General features: G+C 63.1%; 25 protein-coding genes. 15 read left to right on the forward strand and 10 right to left on the reverse strand.

Annotation, left to right across the window (positions count from 1 at the left end):
* Positions 1-155: 155 nt before the first annotated feature.
* Positions 156-776, reverse strand: a complete 621-nt coding sequence (locus FJ943_RS28185) for a DUF922 domain-containing protein (protein WP_140616268.1) — start codon at positions 774-776, stop codon at positions 156-158.
* A 114-nt stretch (positions 777-890) separates the two neighbouring features.
* Between FJ943_RS28185 and folP the strand changes: the two genes are divergently transcribed.
* From folP to folK, 3 genes are read left to right on the forward strand one after another with little or no spacing between them, the layout of a single operon-like run.
* Positions 891-1,739 carry a dihydropteroate synthase gene (gene folP, locus FJ943_RS28190; RefSeq protein ID WP_140726810.1) on the forward strand — a complete coding sequence of 283 codons (849 nt, stop codon included), beginning with the start codon at positions 891-893 and terminating at the stop codon, positions 1,737-1,739.
* Between the two features lie 3 nt (positions 1,740-1,742).
* On the forward strand, positions 1,743-2,102 hold the full coding sequence (gene folB, locus FJ943_RS28195; protein ID WP_140616272.1) for a dihydroneopterin aldolase: 360 nt from the start codon (positions 1,743-1,745) through the stop codon (positions 2,100-2,102).
* Positions 2,086-2,598: a 2-amino-4-hydroxy-6-hydroxymethyldihydropteridine diphosphokinase gene (gene folK, locus FJ943_RS28200; protein ID WP_140726813.1), complete on the forward strand. Its 513-nt coding sequence runs from the start codon at positions 2,086-2,088 to the stop codon at positions 2,596-2,598. The genes folB and folK overlap by 17 nt, the downstream gene beginning before the upstream one ends.
* 8 nt (positions 2,599-2,606) lie before the next feature.
* Here the strand turns inward: folK and FJ943_RS28205 are convergent, their stop codons facing one another.
* Both FJ943_RS28205 and FJ943_RS28210 read right to left on the reverse strand, forming a co-directional pair.
* Positions 2,607-3,152, reverse strand: a complete 546-nt coding sequence (locus FJ943_RS28205) for a DUF924 family protein (protein WP_140716840.1) — start codon at positions 3,150-3,152, stop codon at positions 2,607-2,609.
* Between the two features lie 11 nt (positions 3,153-3,163).
* Complete coding sequence (locus tag FJ943_RS28210) at positions 3,164-4,999, reverse strand: monovalent cation:proton antiporter-2 (CPA2) family protein (protein WP_140726815.1); 1,836 nt, start codon at positions 4,997-4,999, stop codon at positions 3,164-3,166.
* Between the two features lie 159 nt (positions 5,000-5,158).
* Here FJ943_RS28210 and FJ943_RS28215 point away from each other — a divergent pair, with 159 nt between their 5' ends.
* From FJ943_RS28215 to FJ943_RS28225, 3 genes are all read left to right on the forward strand, one after another.
* Entirely contained in the window at positions 5,159-6,148 is a 990-nt protein-coding gene (locus tag FJ943_RS28215; protein WP_181174665.1) for an AraC family transcriptional regulator, read from the forward strand.
* 59 nt (positions 6,149-6,207) lie between these two features.
* A complete protein-coding gene (locus tag FJ943_RS28220) occupies positions 6,208-7,416 on the forward strand; it encodes an MFS transporter (RefSeq protein WP_140726821.1) in 1,209 nt (402 codons plus the stop codon).
* Between the two features lie 172 nt (positions 7,417-7,588).
* A complete protein-coding gene (locus tag FJ943_RS28225; RefSeq protein WP_015317683.1) occupies positions 7,589-7,855 on the forward strand; it encodes a hypothetical protein in 267 nt (88 codons plus the stop codon).
* A 133-nt stretch (positions 7,856-7,988) separates the two neighbouring features.
* Here the strand turns inward: FJ943_RS28225 and FJ943_RS28230 are convergent, their stop codons facing one another.
* From FJ943_RS28230 to FJ943_RS28245, 4 genes are all read right to left on the reverse strand, one after another.
* Positions 7,989-8,540 carry a hypothetical protein gene (locus FJ943_RS28230; RefSeq protein WP_015317684.1) on the reverse strand — a complete coding sequence of 184 codons (552 nt, stop codon included), beginning with the start codon at positions 8,538-8,540 and terminating at the stop codon, positions 7,989-7,991.
* A gap of 123 nt (positions 8,541-8,663) precedes the next feature.
* Positions 8,664-9,749 carry a TIGR01620 family protein gene (locus FJ943_RS28235; RefSeq protein WP_140726824.1) on the reverse strand — a complete coding sequence of 362 codons (1,086 nt, stop codon included), beginning with the start codon at positions 9,747-9,749 and terminating at the stop codon, positions 8,664-8,666.
* Complete coding sequence (locus FJ943_RS28240; protein WP_140726827.1) at positions 9,746-11,224, reverse strand: YcjX family protein; 1,479 nt, start codon at positions 11,222-11,224, stop codon at positions 9,746-9,748. Before FJ943_RS28240 ends, FJ943_RS28235 begins: the two co-directional genes overlap by 4 nt.
* Before the next feature lie 76 nt (positions 11,225-11,300).
* Positions 11,301-11,804: a histidine phosphatase family protein gene (locus FJ943_RS28245; protein WP_140726830.1), complete on the reverse strand. Its 504-nt coding sequence runs from the start codon at positions 11,802-11,804 to the stop codon at positions 11,301-11,303.
* Between the two features lie 275 nt (positions 11,805-12,079).
* Between FJ943_RS28245 and dksA the strand changes: the two genes are divergently transcribed.
* Positions 12,080-12,496 (forward strand): RNA polymerase-binding protein DksA, encoded by a 417-nt coding sequence (dksA, locus tag FJ943_RS28250; RefSeq protein WP_015317688.1) that lies wholly within the window; start codon positions 12,080-12,082, stop codon positions 12,494-12,496.
* A 148-nt stretch (positions 12,497-12,644) separates the two neighbouring features.
* Here dksA and FJ943_RS28255 read toward each other — a convergent pair whose 3' ends face one another.
* The gene (locus FJ943_RS28255) at positions 12,645-13,397 is read right to left on the reverse strand and encodes a flagellar biosynthetic protein FliO (protein WP_015317689.1); all 753 of its coding nucleotides are present in this window, start codon (positions 13,395-13,397) and stop codon (positions 12,645-12,647) included.
* Between the two features lie 328 nt (positions 13,398-13,725).
* On the opposite strand from FJ943_RS28255, the gene FJ943_RS28260 reads away from it, so the two are divergent.
* Positions 13,726-16,302, forward strand: coding sequence for an ATP-binding protein (locus FJ943_RS28260; RefSeq protein ID WP_140716916.1), 2,577 nt, complete (start codon positions 13,726-13,728; stop codon positions 16,300-16,302).
* 86 nt (positions 16,303-16,388) lie between these two features.
* A complete protein-coding gene (locus FJ943_RS28265; RefSeq protein WP_140726833.1) occupies positions 16,389-17,102 on the forward strand; it encodes a DeoD-type purine-nucleoside phosphorylase in 714 nt (237 codons plus the stop codon).
* Here the strand turns inward: FJ943_RS28265 and FJ943_RS28270 are convergent.
* Positions 17,099-17,398 carry a ribbon-helix-helix domain-containing protein gene (locus FJ943_RS28270; protein ID WP_015317692.1) on the reverse strand — a complete coding sequence of 100 codons (300 nt, stop codon included), beginning with the start codon at positions 17,396-17,398 and terminating at the stop codon, positions 17,099-17,101. The two genes, FJ943_RS28265 and FJ943_RS28270, sit on opposite strands and share 4 nt — an antisense overlap.
* 246 nt (positions 17,399-17,644) lie before the next feature.
* Between FJ943_RS28270 and FJ943_RS28275 the strand changes: the two genes are divergently transcribed.
* From FJ943_RS28275 to FJ943_RS28285, 3 genes are all read left to right on the forward strand, one after another.
* On the forward strand, positions 17,645-18,040 hold the full coding sequence (locus tag FJ943_RS28275; RefSeq protein WP_015317693.1) for a VOC family protein: 396 nt from the start codon (positions 17,645-17,647) through the stop codon (positions 18,038-18,040).
* 78 nt (positions 18,041-18,118) lie between these two features.
* A complete protein-coding gene (locus tag FJ943_RS28280) occupies positions 18,119-18,649 on the forward strand; it encodes a gluconate 2-dehydrogenase subunit 3 family protein (RefSeq protein WP_140726836.1) in 531 nt (176 codons plus the stop codon).
* A gap of 46 nt (positions 18,650-18,695) precedes the next feature.
* Complete coding sequence (locus tag FJ943_RS28285) at positions 18,696-20,267, forward strand: GMC family oxidoreductase (RefSeq protein ID WP_140726838.1); 1,572 nt, start codon at positions 18,696-18,698, stop codon at positions 20,265-20,267.
* Positions 20,268-20,423: 156 nt separating this feature from the next.
* On the opposite strand, the gene FJ943_RS28290 is transcribed toward FJ943_RS28285, so the two are convergent.
* Entirely contained in the window at positions 20,424-20,831 is a 408-nt protein-coding gene (locus tag FJ943_RS28290) for a hypothetical protein (protein WP_140726841.1), read from the reverse strand.
* A 343-nt stretch (positions 20,832-21,174) separates the two neighbouring features.
* Between FJ943_RS28290 and urtA the strand changes: the two genes are divergently transcribed.
* The 3 genes from urtA to urtC all read left to right on the forward strand — a co-directional run bounded on the left by urtA (position 21,175) and on the right by urtC (position 25,414).
* Positions 21,175-22,455 carry an urea ABC transporter substrate-binding protein gene (gene urtA / locus FJ943_RS28295; RefSeq protein ID WP_246671954.1) on the forward strand — a complete coding sequence of 427 codons (1,281 nt, stop codon included), beginning with the start codon at positions 21,175-21,177 and terminating at the stop codon, positions 22,453-22,455.
* Positions 22,456-22,565: 110 nt separating this feature from the next.
* Positions 22,566-24,182, forward strand: a complete 1,617-nt coding sequence (gene urtB, locus FJ943_RS28300) for an urea ABC transporter permease subunit UrtB (RefSeq protein WP_140726845.1) — start codon at positions 22,566-22,568, stop codon at positions 24,180-24,182.
* Positions 24,179-25,414, forward strand: a complete 1,236-nt coding sequence (gene urtC / locus FJ943_RS28305; protein ID WP_140726848.1) for an urea ABC transporter permease subunit UrtC — start codon at positions 24,179-24,181, stop codon at positions 25,412-25,414. The genes urtB and urtC overlap by 4 nt, the downstream gene beginning before the upstream one ends.
* The last annotated feature ends 6 nt before the right edge of the window (positions 25,415-25,420 follow it).

A 25,420-nucleotide genomic window follows, 5' to 3' on the forward strand; every position in this document is an offset into this window, starting at 1 on the left:
GTGATGCCCGTGCTTCTGGATTGTGCCCTTGGCAACCCTGGATATGTCGTTCCGTATAGGCCGATTTCGACGGTTGCTCGAAAAAAAATTCCAAGCTGGCACTACGCTTCCGCCCGGCTGGCTTGCATCCAGGCGAACGGAGGCGGCGGGGAGATTCAGGCCGGCGGCCGCAACTGGCCGCTCTCGATGCGCTCCATCCGGTAACGCAGCAGCCGCAGGATGCGGCTTTCGAAATTGGCGCCTTCGACACGGTCGAACCGCACCTGGTCCCTGTCGTGTTTGGCAAGCTCGGCCGCAGTGATCGCGGCGGCCTTGGCCTTTGCGGCATCGCAATCCTTCTGCGGATAAGCTGCCTTCAGGGCGTCTTCCAGCGCGCGGCCGTGGTTCTGGGCGATCTCGACATGGCGGTCTTCATGGCGCTTGATGTCGGCGGACAAGGTATCCCAGAACAGCCGCACATCGGCGTCGGCTTTGCGCGGGCGGCGCCATTCCGGAAGGATCACCTTGACCTTGACGGTGACGACCGCGTCGGCGATCCGGCAGGAGCCCGGCTGGCTGGCGTAGCTGATGCGTGTCGTGAAAGCCATCTGGGTGGCGCCAGGGTGGCGCGACCCCGTGCTTTTGACCTGGGGCCCGTGTTTGGCAAGTTGCTGCTCGATATCCTCCAGCGTTCTGCCGCCAATGGCGAAATAGCTGTATGTCTTCACCAGATTGGCCGCATTCGCCGGAACGGCGGCGGTAAGCAGCAGTGCGCAGAGCAGGGATCGTATCATCATGTTGCCTCTTCAATCACCTTGCTTTACGGCCTTCGCCGGCGCAACGGAATTGATCCAATGCGGATCACACATCGTTGATGGCATCTTGGTTGATGAGCCCATGGTTGAAGCGCAATGACGGCGGGGCGATGGCAATTGGCGCATGGACGCCATCTCGAGCTTGGCGGCAAGGCCGTGGTCGTCGGCATCCTCAATGTCACACCCGACAGCTTCTCCGATGGCGGCTTGTTTGATGCTCCTGAACCCGCGCTCGTCCAGGCGCGCCGCATGATCGGGGAAGGAGCCGCCGTCATCGATGTCGGCGGAGAATCGACGCGCCCGGGCGCCGCCGCGATATCGGCCAGCGAGGAGCAGGCCCGTATCCTGCCCGTGATCGAGGCGTTGGCGCAGGTCGGCGACGTGCTGATTTCCGTCGACACCTATCGTGCCGACACCGCGCGGCTCGCCGTCAAGGCCGGTGCGCATATCGTCAACGATGTCTGGGGTCTGCAGCGTGAGCCCGACATTGCGCGGGTGGCGGCCGAAACCGGCGCCGGGCTTGTCATCATGCATACTGGACGGGATCGCGACAAGCTGCCCGATGTGATCGCCGACCAGCTGGCGTTCCTGGGAAAATCGCTTGAGATCGGGCGCGGGCAAGGTGTCGCCGACGGCCATATCGTGCTCGATCCCGGCTTCGGCTTCGCCAAGGAGACGGCGGAGGAAAACCTCGATCTGATGGCACGGTTTGCCGAGCTTGGCGCGCTCGGCTTCCCGCTGATGGCCGGTACGTCGCGAAAGCGTTTCATCGGCACCGTCACCGGCCGCGACGCCGCTGATCGGGCGGCCGGCACGGCGGCGACCAGCGTCATTCTCCGGCTCAAGGGCGCGCATCTGTTTCGCGTCCATGATATCGCAATCAACGTGGACGCGCTGGCGGTGGCGGATGCTATGCTGGCGCGGGAAACCGGATCGGAACGCTGAGCCATGTATGTCATCCGCATGAAGAATTGCGCCTTCTTTGCCCGGCACGGCGTGCTGGACGAGGAAGAAGCGCTGGGGCAGCGCTTCTACGTCGATGCCTCGCTCACCGTCGAGCCGGGACGCGCGCTCGTCGATGACGCCATCGGGGAAACCGTCAATTACGGCGTCGCCTTCACCGTCATCGAGGAGATCATCACGGGACACCGGCGCTGCCTGATCGAGGCGCTGGCCCTGGAAGTCGCGAAGGCTCTCACCGGGCGCTTTCCCCAGATCCGGAAAGCCGAGGTCACCGTTCGCAAGCCCAATGCGCCGGTGCCTGGCGTGCTCGATTACGTCGAGGTGACCGTTGTCTGGCCCGAGTAACACCGTCTATCTGAGCCTCGGCGGCAATCTGGGCGATCCGGCGGCGTCGATGGGAGCGGCGTTGCGCCTCCTCGACGCCGATCCCGATACCGACATGGCCGCCGTCTCCTCGCTCTACCGGACACCGCCCTGGGGCAAGCTCGACCAGCCGGATTTCCTCAACGCGGCCGCCGAATTGTCGACGCGGCTGTCGCCGCGGGCATTGCTCGACCTCTGCCTCGATGCCGAGCGAAAGCTCAAACGCGTGCGCGAGGAGAGGTGGGGGCCGCGCCTCATCGACATCGACATCCTGGTGTTCGGCGACCGCATCATCCATGAAATGGGCCTGGAAGTGCCGCACCCGCGCATGCTGGAGCGCGCCTTCGTGCTGGCGCCGCTGGCCGAAATCGCGCCGGATCTTGCCGTCGGCGGCAAACGCGTGGCCGATCGCCTGAGCGCGGTCGATGCGGCCGGCATCGAGCGGCTGCCATCAGGCCGCGACTGGTGGCGGCGCTAAATCGCGGATCAGCCGGAGAAACCACCGTCATCCAGGAATGCTTTTTCCTCAGCCGTGGTCTCGCGGCCAAGCATCCGGTTGCGGTGCGGAAAGCGGCCGAAGCGCTGGATGATGTCGCGGTGCTCCAGCGCGTATTTCAGATTGAACTCGGCCCTGGCGGTATGAAGTTCGACCGACCGCTCCTGGTCCGCAAGATTTTCCGAATGTTCGAACGGCAAATAGAGGAACACACGCACTTCCGGTTCCAATGCCAGATCGTGGCCGGCATCGACCGCTTTTTGCGCAAAATGCTTTGCCAGTGGGTCGGTCGCAAACATGTGGCCGGTGCCGCGAAAGCAATTGCGCGGGAACTGGTCGAGCAGGATCATCAGCGCCAGCGAGCCCTCGGCATGGCTTGACCAGACATCGCATTCACGGCGCGCTGCGGCGTAGTGGAGATCGAGGAAGCGGTCGCGGAAATCGGCATCGAAAGCGTCGTTCTTCTCGAACCAAGCATCCTCGCCGGCGTCGCGCCAGAATTTGGTGATCGACAGGGCTCTGCTGTCCAATTCCATGCCTAACTCCCTCAATCCGCCGATTCGGATTTATGCAGGACGCCGGCCGTTTCCTCGTTGAGCGCCTGGCCAGGACGGCGGGGCGTGGAGAGCGGGGTCGGGATCGGCGTACCGATATTGCCTTTCAGGAAACGCTGTCCCGAGCGGATGCCTTCGGCGAGCTGGGTCTCGAACCGGGCCGTGTCGCGGCGCCTGACGTCCTCGATCGTTTCGGCGACGTCCTCGGGATCGACGCCCAGCGCCTCGAGGGTCGAGCCACCAAAGACGAGCGCCGATTCGAAGGTTTCGCGCAGCTGATAATCGACGCCGGCGCGAATGAGCTGCAGCGCCGTGCCGCGGTCGAACGCACGGGCCAGCACCGTAAGCAAGGGGAACTCAGCCTTGACGAGTTCGGCGATGCGGATGGCGGCGTCGGGCTTGTCGACACAAATGAGCACGGCCCGCGCCCGGCCGGCCCCGGCCGCGTGCAGGATGTCCAGCCGCGTGCCGTCGCCATAATAGACCTTGAAGCCGAAATCGGCGGCCGCCTGGATCATCTCGACATCGTTGTCGATGATCGAGACGTCGATGCCGCGCAAGAGCAGGGGTTGGCTGGCGATCTGGCCGAAGCGGCCAAAGCCGATGATCAGCACGCTGCCGGACAGGCCGTCGGCGACTTCGACGCCGTCCAGCGACTGCTCGTCCCGTGGCGTGAAATAGCGCAAGGCGATGATCGCCAGCGGCGTCAGCACCATGGAGATGATGACTATCGCGGTCAGCGTTGCGTTTGCCTGGCCGTCGATGATGCCGACGGCGGCGGCCGCGGAATAGAGCACAAAGGCGAATTCACCGCCTTGCGCCATGAAGACCGCGCGCTCCAGTGCCTCGCGGTGGCCTGATTTCAGGATGCGGGCGACAATGTAGATGCCGAAAGCCTTCATCACCATGTAGGCCACGACGTAGACGGCGATCAGCTTCCAGTTCGCGGCCACCACATGCAGATCGAGCGACATGCCGACCGCCAGGAAGAACAGGCCGAGCAGGATGCCGCGGAACGGCTCGATGTCGGCTTCAAGCTGATGGCGGAAGGTCGATTCCGAGAGCAGCACGCCGGCCAGGAACGCGCCCATCGCCATCGACAGGCCGCTGAGCTGCATGGCAAGCGCCGATCCGAGCACGACCAGCAGAGCCGCAGCCGTCATCACTTCGCGCGCACGGGCATCCGCCAGGATGCGGAAGAAGGGGTTGAGGAGGTAGCGTCCCGCCACCACCAGGCCGATGATCGCGGCGAGGCCGATGCCGACCTCGGTCAGCCGCTCCGACAGGCTGGTACCGGCACCGCCCGGCGCCAGGAAGGCGATCAAGGCGAGCAGCGGCACGATGGCCAGGTCCTCCAGCAGCAGGATGGAGACGATGCGCTGGCCCTTGGGCGCGGCGATTTCGCCGCGCTCCTCCAGAAGCTGCATGACGATGGCCGTCGAGGTCAGCACGAAACCGGCGCCGGCGACGAAGGATTGCGCGATCGGAAACCCTCCGGCCATGCCGACACCAGTCAAGAGCACCGCGCAGACGCCGACTTGAAGCGCGCCCAGCCCAAAGATCTCGAGGCGCAGGCCCCAAAGCCGCGACGGCTGCATTTCCAGGCCGATGATGAACAGGAACATGACCACGCCGAGTTCGGCGACATGGAGGATGGCTCCCGATTCGGAAAAGACGCCGAGGCCGAACGGACCGATCACCACGCCGGCGGCCAGGTAACCGAGAATCGAACCGAGACCCATGCGCTTGAAGATCGGGACGGCCACCACGCCCGCCGCCAGCAATGCCACCACCTGAATGAGATCGCTGCCCGCTGCCTCTGCCGCCATGATCCGTCCCTTTGTCGTATAGCACTCCTTGCATGCAGTGGGAGCGGGAGGCAAGGGCGGGAAGCCTGCCAGGAAAGGTAGGGTGCTGTCGGTGCGACTCCCCCGGAGGAACAACGGTCTCCCCTTGTCTGCGGGACGTTCGGCGTATATATCGGCTACATGCTTGACCGTTCGTCCCAGCCGTCTTCGCCGTCCCATATCCCGATGGATGCGCTCAGCGAGGTCCTGCAAGATTTTCGCCTGAGTGGCGTCAACTATGGCCGCTGCGAGCTCCGACATCCATGGAGCATAGAATTTCCGCGACAATCGCTGCTTCGTTTTCACTTTGTCGGCCAGGGTCCGTGCTGGATTCACACCGAAGCGCAGGGCTGGCAAGAGTTGCGCGATGGCGATCTGGTGCTGCTGCCGCAGGGCATCGCCCATCGGCTGGCGAGTGCGCCGGACGTGGTGGGCGACTCGCTCGAGGGCTGCCAGGTGATCAAGTTGGGGGGCAATGTCTGCGAAGTGGTGCGGGAAGGAACGGGCGCGACAAGCACCCTTTTCTGCGGCTCCATGGCCTTGGACTCCTGTGCGCTCAATCCATTGATCACGTTGATGCCGGCTGTCATCAAGGGTTGCGACGTGGCCGGCAATGACCCGGTCGTTGGTCCTTTGCTGGCGGCCATGACGACGGAGGCCGCGCAACCGCAGATGGGCAGCGCCACCATCTTGTCGCGTATGGCGGATTTGCTGACAGCCCGGCTCATCCGCTGTTGGGTCAATTGCAACGGAGCCTCGACCACAGGTTGGCTCGCAGCCATCCGGGATCCCCATATCGGCCGCGCCCTGGCGGCCATGCATCGAGACCCCGGCCACGACTGGACGCTGGGAAGCCTTGCGAGCGTGGCAGGCCAATCGCGATCGATTTTCGCCGCGCGTTTCAGCGCTGTATTGGGCGAGGGTGCCGCACGCTATCTCGCTCGCCTGCGCATGCAGCTTGCCCGCGAGTTGTTGGGGCAGAGCGGTTTGTCGGTTGCCGAGGTCGCTACTCGTTTGGGCTATGATTCCGAGGCATCCTTCGCTCGCGCGTTCAAGCGCATCACCAATGTCTCGCCGGGAATTGTGCGTCGCACAAATTCCGGACGAATAGACATGAATTTCGGATTTTAAGATACATATCATCCGACAGAACTCGTCTATCAAGATCTCCAAACTTTGGAGATCTTTCCGTGACAGACACAACATTACAGCTTGAAGACGCCGCGATTGGCCTTGATGCCGACACGCCGGCCGCGTGGAGCGCAGCCACCTGGTTTGCGGTCATTTCACTGGCGGCCACCAGCTTTGCCCTGGTGTCAGCCGAATTCCTGCCCGCAGGCCTGCTGACGCCAATGGCGCGCGATCTCGGTATCAGTGAGGGAACGGCCGGACAGGTCGTCACCGCCACCGCTTCCGTCGGCGCCGTGACGGCCATGTTAAGCAATGTTCTCATCGGCCGACTGAACCGCAAGACGGTGCTGGTCGGTCTCATGGCCTTGGCGGTGGCTTCCAATATCCTTGCGGCGCTGGCACCCAATTTCTGGCTGTTGTTGTTAGGCCGCGCCGGGCTGGGGATCGCTCTCAGCGCTTTCTGGGCACTTTCGGTTGCCGTCGTGGCGAGGCTGGTTGGCGCCAAAGCGACAGGCCGTGGCATGGCTATCGTTACCCTCGGTGTCTCGCTCGCTACCATTGCCGCGCCGTCCATGGGGGCGTTGATCAGCGACTGGCTGGGATGGCGCAGCGCCATGGCCATGACAGCGGGGCTGGCCGTTTTGGCCATGTTGGCGCAGCTGTTCAGCCTGCCGACCTTGCCGGCGACAGCAAGCAACAGTCTTGCAGACGTGTTTCGGCTTACACGGCGGCGCGGCATTCAAATCGGCATGCTGGCTATTGTCTTGCTGATGACGGGGCATTTTGCTGGTTCTGTCTATGTGCGCCCCTTCCTCGAACACGTCACGCTGCTTGCAACCGGTCCAATCGCCCTGGCTCTGCTTGGGTTTGGCATCGCCGCTGTGATCGGGAACATTGCCGGCGGCCGCATGGCCGATGCCAATATTCACATGGCTCTCGTGGTCACCGCGGCGTTAATGGCGGTTGCGGCGCTCGCCTTGGTGCTTTGGGGCGTGCACATTGGCGTTGCCTTCGGGTTCGTCGCGCTTTGGGGCTTCGCCTTCGGCATGGGGCCGGTGGTGCTGCCAACCAATCTCTCGCGTGCGGCACCTGACGCGCTGGAAGCAGCGGGCAGCCTGATGGTCGTCTCTTTCCAGGTTGCCATCACGATCGGCGCGGTTGTCGGTGGCTATGTCGTGGACACCTATGGTGCCACGGCGCCGTTGACCGTTACGGTCATCCTTGCTGCATCGACAGCTGTGCTCGCTCTGCTGCAGCCTCGCGGCTGAACTTTGCTCCAGCTGACATCGAACTCGAACCGCCGCAATGTTGCAGGCTCTTTACACAAGTTTACGCCATAGGCGCGTTGCTTGTTGCCGCAATCGAAGGCTAAGCACGCTCGGCTTCGGCCATTGGGGGTGAGCGGCGATCAAGTCGCACCCTTTTGAGGAGATGACTGACATGAAGAAGTTTTTGCTCGTTGCCGCCGGGCTGGCGGTGCTTGCCGGCTCGGCCTGTTCGAAGGCGCCGGAATGCACGACCGAGATCGCGACCAAGAAGGCGCAGGACATGGCCGCCGCGCTGCAGGAGGCGATCACCAAGGATCCGTCCAAGGCGGCTGACCTGACCGCCAAGGTTCAGGCGGTGACAACCAAGTATCAGGGTTCCACGACCCTGGCCGATGCCTGCAAGGCGTATGACGAGCTGACCAAGGCGATCAAGGGCTAACGCCTGGTTCGTCCGTTTCCAAGGAGGCGGTGGCGATGGGCCGCCGCCTCTTTGTTTCGTGGGGTGTATTCGAGTAATCCCAGGAGAAGTGTTTTTCCGTCCGGAATTCGTAAAGAATAGAGGTGAGGTGCGCTCAGTTCGGCGCGATGGAGCCGACTTCCACGGCATCGACGCGCTTCAGGCTCATGCCGATGACGGGCACCAACTGGTCCTGAACGCGCACGGCAACCGTTACGGTCATGGAATTGTCGTCGGGAATGCGGGCCTGCATCACACCGCGCAATTGGTTGCGGTTGATGGTGAAGACCACCTTGTGGGCGTCGACGACGTTGCCGCCGATGATGTCGAGGCCGGCGCCGGCAGCGCCACCCATGAAGGAACCCTTGTAGTCGCGGCCCTTGCGCTCGATCTTGGCCGACATGGGCTGGGTGAACATGCCGACCCGGCAACCGCCGTCCAGTGTCATGCCCATCTTGCCGTCCGGCGTGGAGCCGGTGAAGCTGCAGTTGAATTTCGTGCCCTTGTATTTGCCGGCGACGATTTCGCCCGGGCCAACCCATTTGCCTTCGGCCGACTGGAAAAACTGCTTGTCCGGTTCCGTGGCAGAGGCCGCCGAGGCAATGCCGACGACAGCTGTGATCACCGCCGCCAGGGGCAGGACGCTGGACAGAATTACGCTTTTCATCGACGACACCCGGCAACAACGAGGCTATTTGAAACCGGTTCGACCATGAAGAAGATTGGTTAATGCTTCGTCACCGCGGGCCCTCGAAACAGCAGTCCGATCATCGTCCCGAAGAGCTGGACGCTATTTGCCGGAGCCGGCTGTTTCGGCGTCTTTCTTGGCTGCGAACGACGTCAATGCGGCGAGGAAATCGCCCAGCCCCGGGCGCCTGGCAGCGCTGAAGGGCAGGGGACGCGCCGTCTCCATCGCGGCGATACCGATGCGCGCCGTCATCATGCCGTTGACGACGCCTTCGCCCAGCTTTGCCGAGAGGCGAGCCGCCAGGCCGTGGCCGACGATCTGCTGGACGAAACTGTCGCCGATGGCGATCGAACCGGTGACCGCCAGATGCGCCAGTACGCTGCGCGCCAGGCGGAAGAAACCCAGCGTTCCGGGCCGTCCGCCATAGAGTTCCGACAGCCGGCGGATGAGGCGCCCGGCCTCGAACACGACATAAGCGACATCGACCAGCGCGCGCGGGCTCACCGCCGTCACCAGCGAGACCCGCTTCGCGGCCTCGAGAATCATCACCTTGGCCCTGACATCAAGGGGGCCGAGGATTTCCGCCTCCCCCAGGCGCACCAGATTGGCGCCGTCGATAATCTCGCCGCGCAATTCAGCCAGCGCGCGCCGGCCGGCAGCGGTCTCGGGTTTGGCCGCGACAAAGGCCGACAACTCGTCGACCACCGCGCGTGCCGCCTTCGGATCGTCGCGCGCGATGGCATCGAGCGCGCGCTTCTGCAGCTTTTCGACCTCGGCGAGGCGGGCGATGGCCAGGAACTCGCGAATCAGGATTACCAGCAGCGCCAGCAGCGCAATCGCCGCCATCCCGGCGGCCAGCCAGCCCAGCCATTCGGCGCGGGCAAAGAGATCGCGTATCAACTGGTCGGTCCACAGGCCGACAGCCAGCGAAACCAGCACGCCGAAGGCGCCGAAGAAGATGCTGCCGAGAACCGAGCGCCTTCTGGGGGCGACCGATGGCGGCGGCTCGGCGGCAATAGCGTCCGGTTCGTCGAAAACGTCGACCTCCGCCGGGATGACCAGCGCCACATCGGCCTTCATGGAGCGCGGTCTGCGCGACGGTTCGGTCTGGCGGGCTTGTGGCGCGTCTTGTTTCGGCGCGGCTTCCGGCTCGATGCGGAATGCCGCCGGTTTGCGGGGCGCGGTCATGCCAGATGGTCTCCGATCAGGAACTGCAAGGCGCGGTCGAGCCTGATATGGGGCAGCGACAGCGTGACACCTTCGGCCGTGCGTTCGAGTTTCGGCGGACGGAACCGGACGAAGCGGATTGCCGGGTCCGTGGAGTCCTGCCTGTGATCCGGCCCCGAAAGATCGAAAACAGCATCAATGTTCTCCGGTAAATCACCAGGAAATATAGCTGTTTCCGTCTTTCCGTCGAATGTTTCACCATCGATCTTCTCGCCGGCGATCGGCGTGCCGATGATAACAGGCAATGTTTCGCGACCCTGTTTGACGGTGCCTTCGCGGGTGGCGCGCACCGCCGCCATGGCGACGACGTCGACATCGGCGCCGGTGAAATTCGCCCGCGCCACGGCGCGGTCGGCAAGGCGCCGCACGATCGCCTGCAACCGGTCATGGCTTTCGTGGTGCAGATGATCGGCCTTGGTCGCCGCGACCAGGATGCGGTCGATACGCCGGGAGAAAAGGTCGGTAATGAAGCTGCCCCGGCCGGGGCGAAAACAGCTGAGGATCTCGGTGACGGCGCGCTCCAGGTCGGCCATGGCACCAGGCCCGGCGTTCAGCGCCTGCATGGCGTCGATGAGCACGATCTGGCGGTCCAGGCGCGTGATGTGCTCGCGGAAGAACGGTTTGACGACATGCGTCTTGTAGGCCTCGTAGCGCCGTTCCATCATGGCGTGCAACGAGCCGTTGCGCGCGCGCCTGTCGCCCAGGCCGGCCAGCGGCGCGAAAGTCAGCGCGGGCGAGCCTTCGAGATCGCCGGGCATCAGGAAACGGCCGGGCGGCAAGGTCGAAAGCGCCCGTTCGTCGAGCTTGCATGCCTTGAGATAGGCGGCGAAGCTTTCAGCCAGCCGGCGCGCCGTCATTTCCTCGGCGTCGGCATTCGGGTCGATTTCCGCCGAGATCGCTCGCCAGGCCAGCGAAAGGTCCTCGCGCACCGGTAGCGTGGCCATTTCGAGGGCTTCGCGCGAAAAATCGGCGAAGGATTTGCCGAGCAGCGGCAGGTCGAGCAGCCATTCGCCGGGGTAATCGACGATGTCGACCGACAGCTTGCCCGACGAGAACATGCGGTTCCAGCCGGAGGCCGATTCATATTCGATCGTCAGCCGCAGTTCCGAAATGGCGCGGGTCGAGTCCGGCCAGACGCGATCGTTGACCAAAGCGGCGATGTGGTCCTCATATTGAAAACGCGGCACGGCGTCGTCGGGCTGCTGTTCGAGGAAGGCGCGCGCGATCCGCCCCGATTTCTGCGCCTCGAACAGCGGCAGACGTCCGCCGTGGATCAGATTGTGGACGAGGGCAGAGATGAAGACGGTCTTGCCGGCGCGGGAGAGACCCGTGACACCCAGACGCAGCGATGGAGAAAAAAGTCCGGTGGCACGTCCCGACAATGTGTCGAGGGCAATTCTTGCCTCGTCGGTGAAGGTGGTCAGCGATGATGCCAAAACATGATCTCTCGGGCTTGCGTCCGCCCGATATAGGCGCTGGAACCCGGCTTTGAAATGGCGCTGGAAATCGGCATCAGGGATCTGCCGGTGTCAGGAACGCTTCGAGATAACCCGCTCCCTGGGTCGCTTTCGCCAGATCGCCGGGGAAACGGACGACCGCGAGGCCCGTGGTTGGAAAGCCGTGATTGAGCATTGCCCGCTCCGGCTCGCCGCCATCGCCCGAAACCGCCATGGCGAGATCCTCCGTCATCGGGTTGTGGCCTATGACCAGCAATGAACCGGGGCCGCCATGATCTCGGACGAGGCGGAGATAGCAGGCCGCGTCCTCGCTGTAGAGCGCGTCCAAAAACAGCACCTTGCCTGTGTCGGTCTGGCCGGCCAGACCCTCGAGGGTTTCCCTGGCGCGTTTGGCGTTGGAACACAGCGTCAGGTCCGGCACATAGGAGCGGGAACGCATCGCGGTCCCCATTTTTTCGGCATCGGCGCGGCCGGATGCGTCCAATGGACGATCGAAATCACGCATGCCTGGCAAGGCCCAACCGGCCTTGGCGTGTCGCAACAGATAAAGCCTGCTCACCCAACCTCCAACGGTGCCCGAGAGCTGAAGTCCTGCCGCGATTAGCCACGAGAAAAGCCGCACGCACAATGGTGCGCGTGCTTCAGCGCGGCGAATCACTTGCAGGGCGATGGGCGAGGATCGTCGTACTTTCGCCATCAAAACAGATTTATGCCGCTTCGGAGAAGGCTGGAGACGCACTTTAACAATTGCGTGAGTCGGTGGCTGATTGCGCTTGTGCAGGCGTCTGGTGGCGAATATATAGGCGCCAAATTTGGGGCTGTTGGGTGAGTCGAATGAACGACATCGTTACCGCCGATTACGTACCCTCCGAAGACGAGCCGTTCATGAACGAACGGCAGAAATCCTACTTCCGCCAGAAGCTCGTCACCTGGAAAAATGACATCTTGCGCGAGGCGCGCGAAACCCTCGAAATCCTGCAGCAGGAAAACGCCAACCATCCCGACCTCGCCGACCGCGCCTCTTCGGAAACTGACCGCGCCATCGAACTCAGGGCCCGCGACCGTCAGCGGAAACTCATCTCAAAGATCGATTCGGCACTGCAGCGCATCGATGAAGGCACTTACGGCTATTGCGAAGAAACCGGTGAGCCGATCGCCTTGAAGCGGCTCGACGCGCGCCCGATCGCCACCTTGTCGATCGAAGCGCAAGAACGGCATGAGCGCCGTGAAAAAGTCTATCGCGACGACTGATGGACCGCCTTTGCATTGATTTCCAAATGGCCGGTTATCCGGCCATTTCTGTTCGATGCGTGCCACCTTCAATAGATTTGAACACGCTTGAACGCCGGCCAGCCTAGTCACTGGCAGGCGACAGTTCATCTCTTGACCTAGGCGCAGTTCATCTCTTTTGGCTTGAAAGTTCGCCCAACAGCCTGGTCATTTCATCGTCGAGCGAGGGCGGCGCCTTGGCTGCCGGTTTGCCCACCGGGCCGCCGGAGCGGGGCTGGTCGAGCGAAACCTCGAGTTCTTTCATCAGCGTGTCGTCGATGCTGTCCTGCGTCGGCGGTGGCGGCGTGTGCCTGGCGGCATTGACGTTGGCGGAGCCATAGGCAGGCAGCGGCGTGACATTCGTCGATTGATAGGTTTGCGCCGCTGGTTTCGGTGCGGGCGCCGGAGCCGGTGGTGGCGCCGCCGGACGCTGGCGGGCAGGCTGTGCCATGGCCACCGGCTGCGGAGCGGGTGCTTGTCTCGGAGGCACGGGAGCGGGCTGCGGCGACCGAGGCTTCGCAGCCGGGGCGGCGGCCGCCGGGACAGGCTGCAGGCCGCCATCTCCAGTCAACGCCGGACGGCGCGGCGCGGCGAGGCGGATGTCGCGTTCGACAACGACGTCGGTCGGGCCGCCGATCAGAAGCAGATGTTCGATGTCGTCGCGTCGCACCAGCACCAGTCGGCGATGGCTGTCGACGGCGGTTGCGTCCATGACGGCGAGCCGCGTCTTGCGGTTGCGGCCGCCGGCGACAAACGTGCCGAAGGTCAGGTTGCGCACGAGCCTGACGATGACGAGAACGATGACCAGCAGGATCAGCGCCGCGAAGGTCCACAGGAGTGCCGCCGCATAACCGGGACCCGCCACGCTATCCAGCCACTGCATTGGTTTCCCCCGAACGGTTTGGAAAGTGACGCGACACTAGACCGTTGCGACTGGCTACCGCAAGTTGCCTTTCACGCATCGTGAACAGCTTGAAACACAGGGAAGGCCAGCCGACAGCATTTTTATCCGACATTTGCCGCCCGGGCCTTTTCCAGACCAGGAGAATGTGATTCAACCGGCTAAAGCGCGTCGCGCTGAAACGGATTCATGCGGCGCGTTTCAGGTCCGTGTTTTTCATGCATGTCGTTTTCCCAAAACCGAAGTCATTTTTGGGCGACATGCATTGGGGGCGGGTGTCGGAACATCGGATTTCATGAGCAGGGGGCATATGGCCAAGGAAGCGCGCGGCGATTTCTATCCGGCACCGATCGTCGACCAGAATACGCGACCGGGCGCGGTCACCCGGCTTATCATCTTCATCGTCGTCCTGACGGGCGCCGCAATCGTCTTCGGCCTTTTCCGCGAGCGCCTCGGCGATCCGTTCCTGCTCGGCATGCTCGGCGTACTGGCGATGATCGGTGTCGGCTTCCTGTTCGCGACCGCGATCGGCTTCGTGCAGATCACACCGCGCTCGACGGGCGACGAACTGTCCAAGGCCTTCGTCGATTCGATGTCGCAGGGCCTGCTGGTCACGGACACCAAGGGTCGCGTCGTCTACGCCAACCGCGCCTACGCCGATATGACCGGCGCCTCATCGGCCGCTGACCTGAAGACGGTCGAAGGATTGCTCTCCGATGTCCCCGAAGCCTCGGTGACCATTTACCGGCTGGCGTCCGGCTTGCGTGACGGGCAGCCGGGCGACGGCGAGTTCCGGCTGGCGCAATCGATCCGGCCCGGCGCCGAACCGGGCGCGCGCTGGTACCGGGCACGCGCCCGCGCGTTCAGCGTCCCGGGCCAGCGGCTGCCGATGCTGGCCTGGCAGCTCGCCGACATTTCGCAAGAGCGGGCCGAGCAGGAGCGTTTCTTCCTCGATCTGCAGAAGGCAATCGACCACCTCGACCACGCGCCGGCCGGCTTCTTTTCGGCCGACCAGGACGGCCGCGTCACCTACATCAACGCCACGCTCGCCGGATGGCTGGGCATCGATCTCGCCAGCTTCACCCCCGGCGCCGTCGCCTTGCCCGATATTGTTGCTGGCGACGGCATGGCGCTGGTGCGCTCCGTCAAGGCGGACCCCGGGACGACGCGCAATGCGGTCATCGATCTCGACTTGACGACGATGACCGGCGAGGCGCTGCCGGTGCGCTTCATGCATCGCGTTTCGGCCAGCCGTGAGGGCGTCGGCGGGCCAACCCGCACCATCGTGCTCAACCGCACACAGGGCGAGGATGCCTCGGCCGACCTGCGCGCCTCGGAAGTGCGCTTCACCCGCTTCTTCAATTCGACGCCGATGGCGATTGCCGGTGTCGATGCCAGCGGGCGCATCCTGCGCACCAACGCACCGTTCCTGTCGCTGTTTTCCTCGGTCGTCGACCGCGATGCCGTGGATCGCCGCGTGCGGCTCGACACGGTGATCCATGACCGCGACCGGCCGGCCTTTGCCGCGGCTTTCGAGAAAGCCCGGCAGCGGCAGGCCGACATTGATCCGATTGAGACCGTGCTGCCCGGCAATGATGAGCGGCATATCCGTTTCTACGTCAACGCCGTGGCCGATGGCACCGGCGGCGAAGGAGCCGAGGAAGCGGCCATCGTCTACGCCGTCGAGACGACCGAGCAGAAGGCGCTCGAAGGGCAGATGGCGCAAAGCCAGAAGATGCAGGCCGTCGGCCAGCTCGCCGGTGGCATCGCGCACGACTTCAACAATGTGCTGACCGCCATCATCATGGCGTCCGACCTGCTTTTGACCAATCACCGGCCGTCGGATCCGTCCTTCCCCGACATCATGAACATCAAGCAGAACGCCAATCGCGCCGCCTCCCTGGTCAGGCAGTTGCTGGCCTTCTCGCGCAAGCAGACGCTGCGGCCGGAAGTGCTGAACCTCACCGACGTGCTCGCCGATCTCAGGATGCTGCTTGCCCGGCTGGTCGGCAACGACATCAAGCTCAAGGTCGATCACGGCCGCGACCTGTGGCCGGTCAAGGTCGATATCGGGCAGTTCGAGCAAGTGGTGGTCAACCTGGCGGTCAACGCGCGCGACGCGATGCCGGCGGGCGGCGATCTGACCGTGCGCACCCGCAACGTGACCGCCGAGGAATGCAAGAGCTTTCCCTACCGCGAACTCGCGGCCGCCGACTATGTGGTGGTCGAAGTCGAGGATACTGGCTCAGGCATCGCGCCCGACGTGCTGAAGAAGATCTTCGAGCCGTTCTTCACCACCAAGGAGGTCGGCAAGGGCACGGGCCTTGGCCTGTCCATGGTCTACGGCATCATCAAGCAGACCGGCGGTTTCATTTTCTGCGATTCCGAAGTCGGCAAGGGGTCCACCTTCCGCATCTTCCTGCCGCGTCACATCGTGGAAGCGAAAACGGCAGCCGAAGCCGGTGAAGCGCCGGCGGCAGCGGCAGTCAAACCGGCCGATAGCACCAAGGATCTGTCCGGGTCGGCGACGGTCCTGCTGGTCGAGGATGAGGATGCCGTGCGCATGGGCGGCATGCGGGCACTGACTTCGCGCGGCTATACCGTTCACGAGGCATCCTCGGGCGTCGAGGCGCTGGAAGTGTTCGAAGCGCTGGGCGGCAAGGTCGACATCGTCGTTTCCGACGTGGTGATGCCGGAAATGGACGGGCCGACCCTGCTCGGAGAGTTGCGCAAACGCCAGCCGGACATCAAGTTCGTTTTCGTCTCCGGCTATGCCGAGGACGCTTTCGCCAGGAACCTGCCGGCGGAGGCGCATTTCGGCTTCCTGCCAAAGCCGTTCTCGCTCAAGCAACTGGCCACGATCGTCAAGGATGTCCTTGAATCCTAGGTGCTTCCAATGCCGCGCTCTTGCACAACGCCGTAACAACGCCATGATTGTTGAAAATACAGCAGGCGGGCTTGGGGGAGCGGCTGTTGACGCCACACATCGAGGCAGGCAAGGGCGATTACGCCGACACGGTTTTGTTGCCGGGCGACCCGCAGCGCGCGGAGTGGATGGCGCAGACATTCCTGGAGGCATCGCGCTGCGTCAATCGCCGACGCGGCGCTCTCGGCTTTACCGGCTTGTTTCGCGGCAAGCCTGTCAGCATTCAGGCGACGGGCATCGGCGTTTCATCCTTCCTGATCTACGCCCATGAACTGCTTGACTTTTATGGCGTCCGAACACTGATCCGCACCGGTACCTGCGGCAGCCTGAGCGCCGAGGCAAAGCTGCGCAGCCTTGTGATCTCGCAATCGGCACGGCCTGAAAATACCGAGAGCGGTCGAGTTTTTGGCCTTTACGTAGCCGATGTTGGCCCGGATCCGGCGCTGCTGGCTAGCGCATTGAGCAAGGCAGCCGCACTTGGCATCGACCACCACGCTGGCCTGACAGCCTGCACCGATATATTCTACCATCCTGAAGCGCGTGCCCGTTATGCCGACGCAAGGGCGCTCGGGGCGCTGGCGGTAGACATGGAAACCAGCGCTCTCTATCGCATATCGGCCCATTTCGGCGCGAGGGCGTTGTCGCTGCTGACCGTCGTCGACAATCTGCTTACCGGCGAACAGACCGACTATTCCGAACGCCAGGCGCTTTTCACCGACATGAGCCGGCTCGCGCTCGAAGTCGCCACGGAAGGGCGCTAGGCGGCCTCTCGCTTCAACACCTCCTCCATGGATGGTCGGTGGCCGCGTAGATAGAGTGCGCAAGTGGTGCGCAGCATCGACGCGAAATTAGGGATCTCGCCGTTGATCTCGATGGCTTCGTCGTAGAGCTTCGAGATGAATTTCGGCGTCGTCAGGTTCTGGCTTTCGGCGATTTCGTCGAGCAAGGCCCAGAACGTGACCTCGAGCTGGATGCTCGTCGAATGTCCGTCAATGCGGATCGACCGGTTGATCTGACGATAGCCTTCCGGATCCTGTGCGGCAAAGACTCTGCACATCGTTACCTCCCGTTTTTGTTGGTCTTGGGCGCCGACGGGGCGGTCGGTGCCTTTTGAACACTGCCTGCGGTTTCATCATCGACCGGAAGGTCGTCAACGGCAATCAGACTTTCGTCCTTGGCAGACTTACGTCCTTGGGATGGGCATATCCGTTTTTCCAACCCCATGCGTGGTAGTCGGCTGCCACCACCTTTCTTCACCGGCGCGCATAATCACCTTCGAAAGCATGAAGCTGCGGAGTCTGATTTGGCGAAGGCAATCCACACCATGATCCGGGTTCTCGACGAAGCCCGCTCCATCGATTTCTACACCCGGGCATTCGGCCTTGAGGTCGCCCAACGACTGGACTTCGAGACCTTCACGCTGGTCTACCTCAGCAATGCCGATGCGCCTTTCGAGGTTGAGTTGACCGTCAACAAGGGGCGCGCGGAGCCCTATGCGCTGGGCGATGGCTACGGTCACCTCGCGGTCTCGGTCGCCGATCTCGACAGCGAACATGATCGGCTCGGCGCTCTCGGCCTCAATCCGAAGAAGATCGTCGAATTCAGCCGCGACGGGTCGCTCATCGCCCGCTTCTTCTTCATCGAGGACCCCGACGGCTACAAGGTCGAGGTCCTGCAGCGCGGAGGGCGCTTCCAATAGGGACAACCGGCCGCGCGGACCGGCGCGGCGCCGGCAACGGCACTCTTTCGAGTGCGAACAGCAAGCAGGGAGGAAAACATGGTCACGATCCACGAGGGGAAGCCCGGGCTTTCACGGCGCGAACTTCTCAAACGCGGCGGCGTCGGCGCGCTGCTCGTCATTTCCGGCAGCGCCGTCATCAGTCCGCAACATGCCTGGGGGCTGGAAACCTCGGCTCTGGAGCCCGAGACAATGGCGACGCTGATCCAGCTGGCGCGCGATATCTACCCGCATGACCAAGTCCCTGACAAATATTACGCCGTCGCGGTCAAGGGCCATGACGAGATGGCCGCCAAGGACAAGGCTCACAAGGAGCTTATCGAAAACGGGATCGCCGATCTCGACAAGAGAGCCGGCGAGGGCGGTTATCGCGGGCTCGGCTGGGAAGAGCAGCGGGTCGCGCTGCTCAGGGACATTGAGGGTACGGCCTTCTTCCAGGCGGTTCGCGGCGGTCTTGTCGTCAGCCTCTACAACCAGAAGGAGGTCTGGCCGATCTTCGGCTACGAGGGCGAATCCTATTCCAAGGGCGGCTACATCGCGCGGGGATTCAGCGACATCGAGTGGCTCTGACCCGCTTCGCCTCAACCGCATTCAATTGATTTCATGGGAGGAAACCATGGCAGCAGCATTTGATCTGAAAAACGACGGCGTGGTCGTCATCATCGGCTCCGGCGCCGGCGGCGGCACGCTCGGCAACGAACTGGCGCAGAAGGGCATCGACGTCGTCATCCTCGAGGCCGGTGCCCGCCACGAATATGAGGACTTCATCAACGACGAGTGGGATTCGTTCGCTCAGCTCGCCTGGACGGACAAGCGCACCACATCCGGCGATTGGCGCGTGGCCAAGGATTTTCCCAACCTTCCGGCCTGGATCGTCAAGTCGGTCGGCGGCTCGACCACGCACTGGGCGGGCGCATCGCTGCGCTTCCAGGAGCATGAGTTCAAGACGCTGTCGACCTACGGCAAGCTGGAAGGCGCCAACCTTTTGGATTGGCCGGTGACGCTGGCCGAGATGGAGCCCTACTACGCCAAGGCGGAAGCCAAGATGGGCGTCACCGGCACCAATGGCTGGCCGCGCCTGCCGGGCAACAACAATTTCAAGGTGCTGAAGGCCGGCGCCGACAAGCTCGGCTACAAGGAATGCCATACCGGCAACATGGCGATCAACTCGGTGGAGCGCGACGACCGCAATTCCTGCCAGCAGACCGGCTTCTGCTTCCAGGGCTGCAAATGGGGCGCCAAATGGTCGACGCTCTATACCGAAATCCCGAAGGGCGAGGCGACCGGCCACCTCGAGGTCCGGCCGAACGCCATGGCGATCAAGATCAACCATGACGCCTCTGGAACGGTCACCGGCGTCGTCTATGCCGACAAGGACGGCAAGCTGCAGGAGCAGAAGGCCCGCATCGTGGCGGTCGCCGGCAATTCGATCGAGAGCCCGCGCCTGCTGCTCAATTCCGAATCAGCCAAGTTCCCGCACGGCCTTGCCAACTCGTCAGGGCAGGTGGGCAAGAACTACATGCGGCATACCACGGGATCGGTCTATGCCATCTTCGACAAGCCAGTGCACATGTATCGCGGCACAACCATGGCCGGCATCATCCGTGATGAGGCGCGCCATGATCCGTCACGCGGTTTTGTCGGCGGTTACGAGTTCGAGACGCTGTCGCTCGGCCTGCCCTTCATGGCTGCCTTCCTGAACCCTGGCGGCTGGGGGCGTTCCTTCACCACCGCGCTCGACCACTACGACCACATGGCCGGCCTGTGGATTGTCGGTGAGGACATGCCGCGCGAGGAGAACCGCATCACGCTGCATGGCGACGAGAAGGACGAGCACGGCATGCCGATCGCCGATGTGCATTTCGACGACCATGCCAACGACACGGCGATGCGCAATCATGCTTACAAGCAGGCCACCGCGCTTTACGATGCGGTCGGCGCCACACGCACCTTCCCGACGCCACCCTATCCCTCGACGCACAATCTCGGCACCAACCGGATGAGCGAGAAGGCCGCCGACGGCGTCGTCAACAAGCATGGCCAGGCACACGACATCAAGAACCTGTTCGTGTCGGACGGCAGCCAGTTCACGACGGGTGCGGCCGAAAACCCGACCCTGACCATCGTGTCGCTGGCGATCCGCCAGGCCGACTATATCGCCGCGCAGATGTCGGCGAAAACCATCTGACCTCCCGACTGCCTGCTGGCGCGGAACTTGACCAGTTCCGCGCCTTTTTTTCATGGCCTCAGGCGCCGACCGGCTGGCGGTCCTTCGGCAACATCCAGATGAGATGAGAAGACGGGCAGGGTTGCAGACCGAGGCGGTGTCATTGCCAGGGAAGATCTATTGATTGCTTCCCCTGGTGCAGGTCGTGGCGGTGAAGGCGCCGTCGGGCTGCTTCATGATGATGTCGAAGGAGGGCGGACTCTGGCCGTCCAGCGTTGCCTGGGTGAGCGAGAGCGAGTTGCCGCCGGTGGTGTAACCGCCAACTGGTCCCAGCCAGGAGATCACGCCGTTTGCATCCATCTGGTAGTTGTAGCCCTGCTGCGCGGTCCCGAACGTGACCGGGCCGCTATAGACGTTTCCCTTGATGGTGATGTCGCCGAGCTTGAGGAACATGCCGAGCAGGTAGGCCTCGCAGTGATAGATGCCGTCGGGCATCCTGCCGTCGCTGAAGTCGGCTCGGGCCGCTCCGGTTGCCGCCGCCAGAGCCACTATGCCGATGAATATGCGTGAAATGGCTGATGTCATGATGCCGTCCGCTTGAACGACCAAGCTTGCCCTATTTTTGCGCCGCGCCGCAACATTTGCCGTCGGCGATCTGCCTCTAAGATCAAAATATAGGCATCTGGAGAATATGGGCAAAACTTAGGCATATGCCTTGTGCATTGCGCAAATTTCCCTCAATCAATTTTTAACCGGCTCTCTTTGTTTCGTTCAATCTAATGTAGCAACGCACTGATAACATGTATCTATTTTGCGCTTTTCCGCATGCCTTCAGCGGTTGGCACGGGGGTTGCATTGCATAGTCGCGGTGCAATCAACCAGCTTGGGAGTCTTCCGCATGAGGGGTAATTTCTCGACAATAGCAAAAATGTTCTCGGCGAGCGTAGTTGCCGCCGGCCTGGTGATGTCTGCTCCGGCCAGGGCCGCCGATGATACGATCAAGGTCGGCATTCTTCATTCGCTGTCGGGCACGATGGCGATTTCGGAGACGACGCTGAAGGACGCCATGCTGATGCTCATCGACGAGCAGAACGCCAAGGGCGGCCTGCTCGGCAGGAAGCTCGAGGCGGTCGTCGTCGATCCGGCTTCCAACTGGCCGCTGTTCGCCGAAAAGGCGCGTGAGCTGATCTCGAAGGACAAGGTCGCCGCGGTGTTCGGCTGCTGGACCTCGGTGTCGCGCAAGTCGGTGCTGCCGGTGTTTTCCGAACTCGACAATATCCTGTTCTATCCGGTCCAGTATGAGGGCGAGGAAAGCGAGCGCAATGTCTTCTACACGGGTGCCGCGCCGAACCAGCAGGCCATTCCGGCCGTCGATTACCTGATGAGCGAGGACGGCGGTTCGGTGAAGCGCTGGGTGCTCGAAGGCACCGACTACGTCTATCCGCGCACCACCAACAAGATCCTTGAAGCCTATCTGAAGGCCAAGGGCGTCGCGGCCGAAGACATCATGGTCAACTATACGCCGTTCGGCTTCTCCGACTGGCAGACCGAAGTCTCGGCGATCAAGAAATTCGGCTCGGCCGGCAAGAAGACCGCCGTCGTCTCGACCGTCAATGGCGATGCCAACGTGCCGTTCTACAAGGAACTCGGCAACCAGGGCATCAAGGCCGAGGACATCCCGGTCATGGCCTTCTCGGTCGGCGAGGAAGAGCTGGCCGGTCTCGACACCGCGCCGCTGGTCGGCCATCTCGCCGCCTGGAACTATTTCGAGAGCGTCGATACGCCCGAGAACAAGAAGTTCATCGCCGACTGGCACAAGTTCATCAAGAGCGACAAGCGCACCACCAACGACCCGATGGAAGCCCATTATATCGGCTTCAACATGTGGGTGAAGGCGGTCGAGAAGGCCGGCACCACCGATCCGGACAAGGTCATCGACGCCATGATCGGCGTTTCTGTGCCAAACCTGACCGGCGGCTACTCGACGATGATGCCGAACCATCACATCACCAAGCCGGTGCTGATCGGCGAAATCCAGGCCGACGGCCAGTTCGAAACGGTTTCGCGCACGCCCGGCCTTGTGATGGGCGACGAATGGTCCGACTACCTGCCGGACTCCAAGGATTTGATCTCCGATTGGCGCAAGCCGCTGTCGTGCGGCAACTTCAACGTTGCCACCGGCAAGTGCGGCGGCAAGGGCACAAACTGATCCTCCCCGGGCTGGGCCTTCATGCCAAGCCCAAGACCGCACGCGTCCGGACGGTTTCCTCCACTGTCCGGACGCGCCCATTTCAAACCTTCAAGGGTTAACTCAAGCCGATGACCTTGATCCGCACGATTGGCCTGACGCTGTTGTTCCTGCTGGCGACACTGTCGTCGTCGGGCGCAGGCGAAGCCGATCTGCGCGCCATCATCGCCAAGTTCGCGAGCGCCAAGGGCTTTTCCGAGACCGGAGCCGTCGTGCATGACCTCGCCGCCACCGGCGATCCTTTGGTCGAACACCCGCTTTCGGCACTCGCCGATGGCAATCTCTATATCCGCAAGGCCGATTCCCTGGTCCTCGTCGGCAAGGAAACCGGCGAAAGCGTCCAACTTTTCGATCCGCTCAGCAGCGAAGCATCGGGCGAGGCGGCCAAGGACGACGTCGCCAAGATCAAGGTCAACAACACGCTGCGCCGCGTCATCCGCGATGCGCTCGGCACGCTGACGCTTGGCGCCAAGGATCCGGCCGTGCGGCTGGCAGCCGCCCGCACCATGTTCAAGACGCCCGACGCAGCCAACATCGAGCCACTCGACACGGCAATCGCCAGCGAGACCGTGGCCAGCGTCAAGGCTCTGCTCGAACAGGCCCGCGCGGCCTCGGTGCTTGTTTCCGACAGGCCCGAGGCCGACAAACTCGCCGCGGTCGCCCTGATCGGCGCGCGTGGCGACCGGGACGCGGTTTCGCTGCTCACTTCGGTCGAGGCCAGTGCCTCCGGCGCGGTCAAGGACGCGGCGACGGCAGCGATCGCCAACATCAATTCGACGCTGGCCCTGTGGGATGCCGGACAGAACATCTGGTACGGGATTTCGCTGGGTTCCGTGCTGCTGCTGGCAGCGATCGGGCTTGCCATCACCTTCGGCGTCATGGGCGTCATCAACATGGCGCATGGCGAGATGGTGATGCTTGGCGCCTATACGACCTTCGTCGTCCAGCAGGTGATCCGGACGTCCCTTCCCAGCCTGTTCGACTGGTCGCTGGTGATCGCGCTGCCGCTCGCCTTCCTGGTCGCGGCATTCGTCGGTCTCATCATCGAGCGCGGCGTGATCCGGTTCCTCTACGGCCGGCCGCTGGAGACGCTGCTGGCAACCTGGGGCGTCTCGCTCATCCTGCAGCAGGCGGTGCGCTCGATCTTCGGACCGACCAACCAGGAGGTCGGCAATCCGTCCTGGATGTCCGGCTCCTTCGACGTCGGGCAACTGGCCATCACCTGGAACCGTCTGTGGATTCTGGTGTTCGCGCTCACGGTATTCGGCATGTTGCTCTATGTGATGAAGCGCACGCCCTGGGGGCTGCAGATGCGCGCCGTCACCGCCAACCGGCGCATGGCCGCCTCGATGGGTATCAGGACGCCCTGGGTCGACGCGCTGACCTTCGCGCTGGGATCCGGCATTGCCGGTATCGCCGGCGTCGCGCTCAGCCAGATCGACAATGTCTCGCCCAATCTTGGTCGCGGCTACATCATCGACAGCTTCATGGTGGTCGTCTTCGGCGGTGTCGGCAATCTCTGGGGTACATTGGTCGGCGCCTTTTCGCTCGGCATCGTCAACAAGGTTCTCGAGCCCTATGCCGGCGCGGTGCTCGGCAAGATCGTCGTGCTGGTGCTGATCATCCTGTTCATCCAGAAGCGCCCGCGAGGCCTGTTCGCGCTCAAGGGCAGGGCGGTGGAAGCATGATATCGGGACGCTTCTTTGCCGCCGGCGCGGATCGCCGCATCGCCATCACCATCTTCATCCTGCTGGCGGTGGCTATAATCGTGCCGGTGCTTAACCTGGCCGTCTCGCCGACAAGCGCCTTCTACATTCCGTCCTACATCGTGGCGCTGACCGGCAAATATCTCTGCTATGCACTGCTGGCGCTCTCGCTCGATCTGGTCTGGGGCTATTGCGGTATCCTCTCGCTCGGCCACGGCGCCTTCTTCGCGCTCGGCGGCTATGCGACGGGAATGTATCTGATGCGCCAGATCGGCTCGCGCGGCGTCTACGGCAACCCGATCCTGCCCGATTTCATGGTGTTCCTGAACTACAAGGAATTGCCCTGGTTCTGGACCGGTTTCGACCATTTCTGGTTCGCCGCCATCACGGTGCTGGCGGTGCCCGGCCTGCTTGCCTTCATCTTCGGCTGGTTCGCCTTCCGCAGCCGCGTCACCGGTGTCTACCTCTCCATCATCACCCAGGCGATGACCTATGCGCTGCTGCTTGCCTTCTTCCGCAACGACATGGGTTTCGGAGGCAATAACGGCCTGACCGATTTCAAGGATATTCTGGGCTTCAACGTGCAGGCCGATACGACCCGTTCGGCACTGTTCGCGGCCAGCGCGGTGATGCTGGCACTCGCCGTTTTCATCACCTGGGCGATCGTCGGCTCCAAATACGGCAAGCTGCTGATGGCCGTGCGCGACGCCGAGAGCCGCACGCGTTTCCTCGGCTGGCGGGCCGAGAACGTAAAGCTGTTCGCTTTTACCGTTTCGGCCGTCATGGCAGGCATTGCCGGCGCGCTCTACGTGCCGCAGGTCGGCATCATCAATCCAGGCGAATTCGAGCCGGCCAATTCGATCGAGGTGGTGATTTGGGCGGCGGTCGGCGGCCGCGGCACCATTGTCGGGCCGATCATCGGCGCGTTGCTGGTCAATGCCGGCAAATCCTGGTTCACCGGCGTGCTGCCGGAATTCTGGCTGTTCGCGCTCGGCGGCCTGTTCGTCGCCGTCACCTTGCTCCTGCCCAAGGGCATCATCGGCATGTGGGACAGCTGGCGCGGCAATGCCAGGGCGCTGCGCGTGGCGTCCCAGGCTGAAGAAGCCGGCGCCGAGGTTGGCATCGCGTCCGCGACCTCGAAGCCCGCTCGCTCGCCGGCGAGAAACCCAGGCGAATGGTCCTGGTCCGACCCCGAACCGCAGGCGGCGGAGTAGGCGACC

This window comes from Mesorhizobium sp. B2-3-10, assembly GCF_006442275.1.
Classification (GTDB): domain Bacteria; phylum Pseudomonadota; class Alphaproteobacteria; order Rhizobiales; family Rhizobiaceae; genus Mesorhizobium; species Mesorhizobium australicum.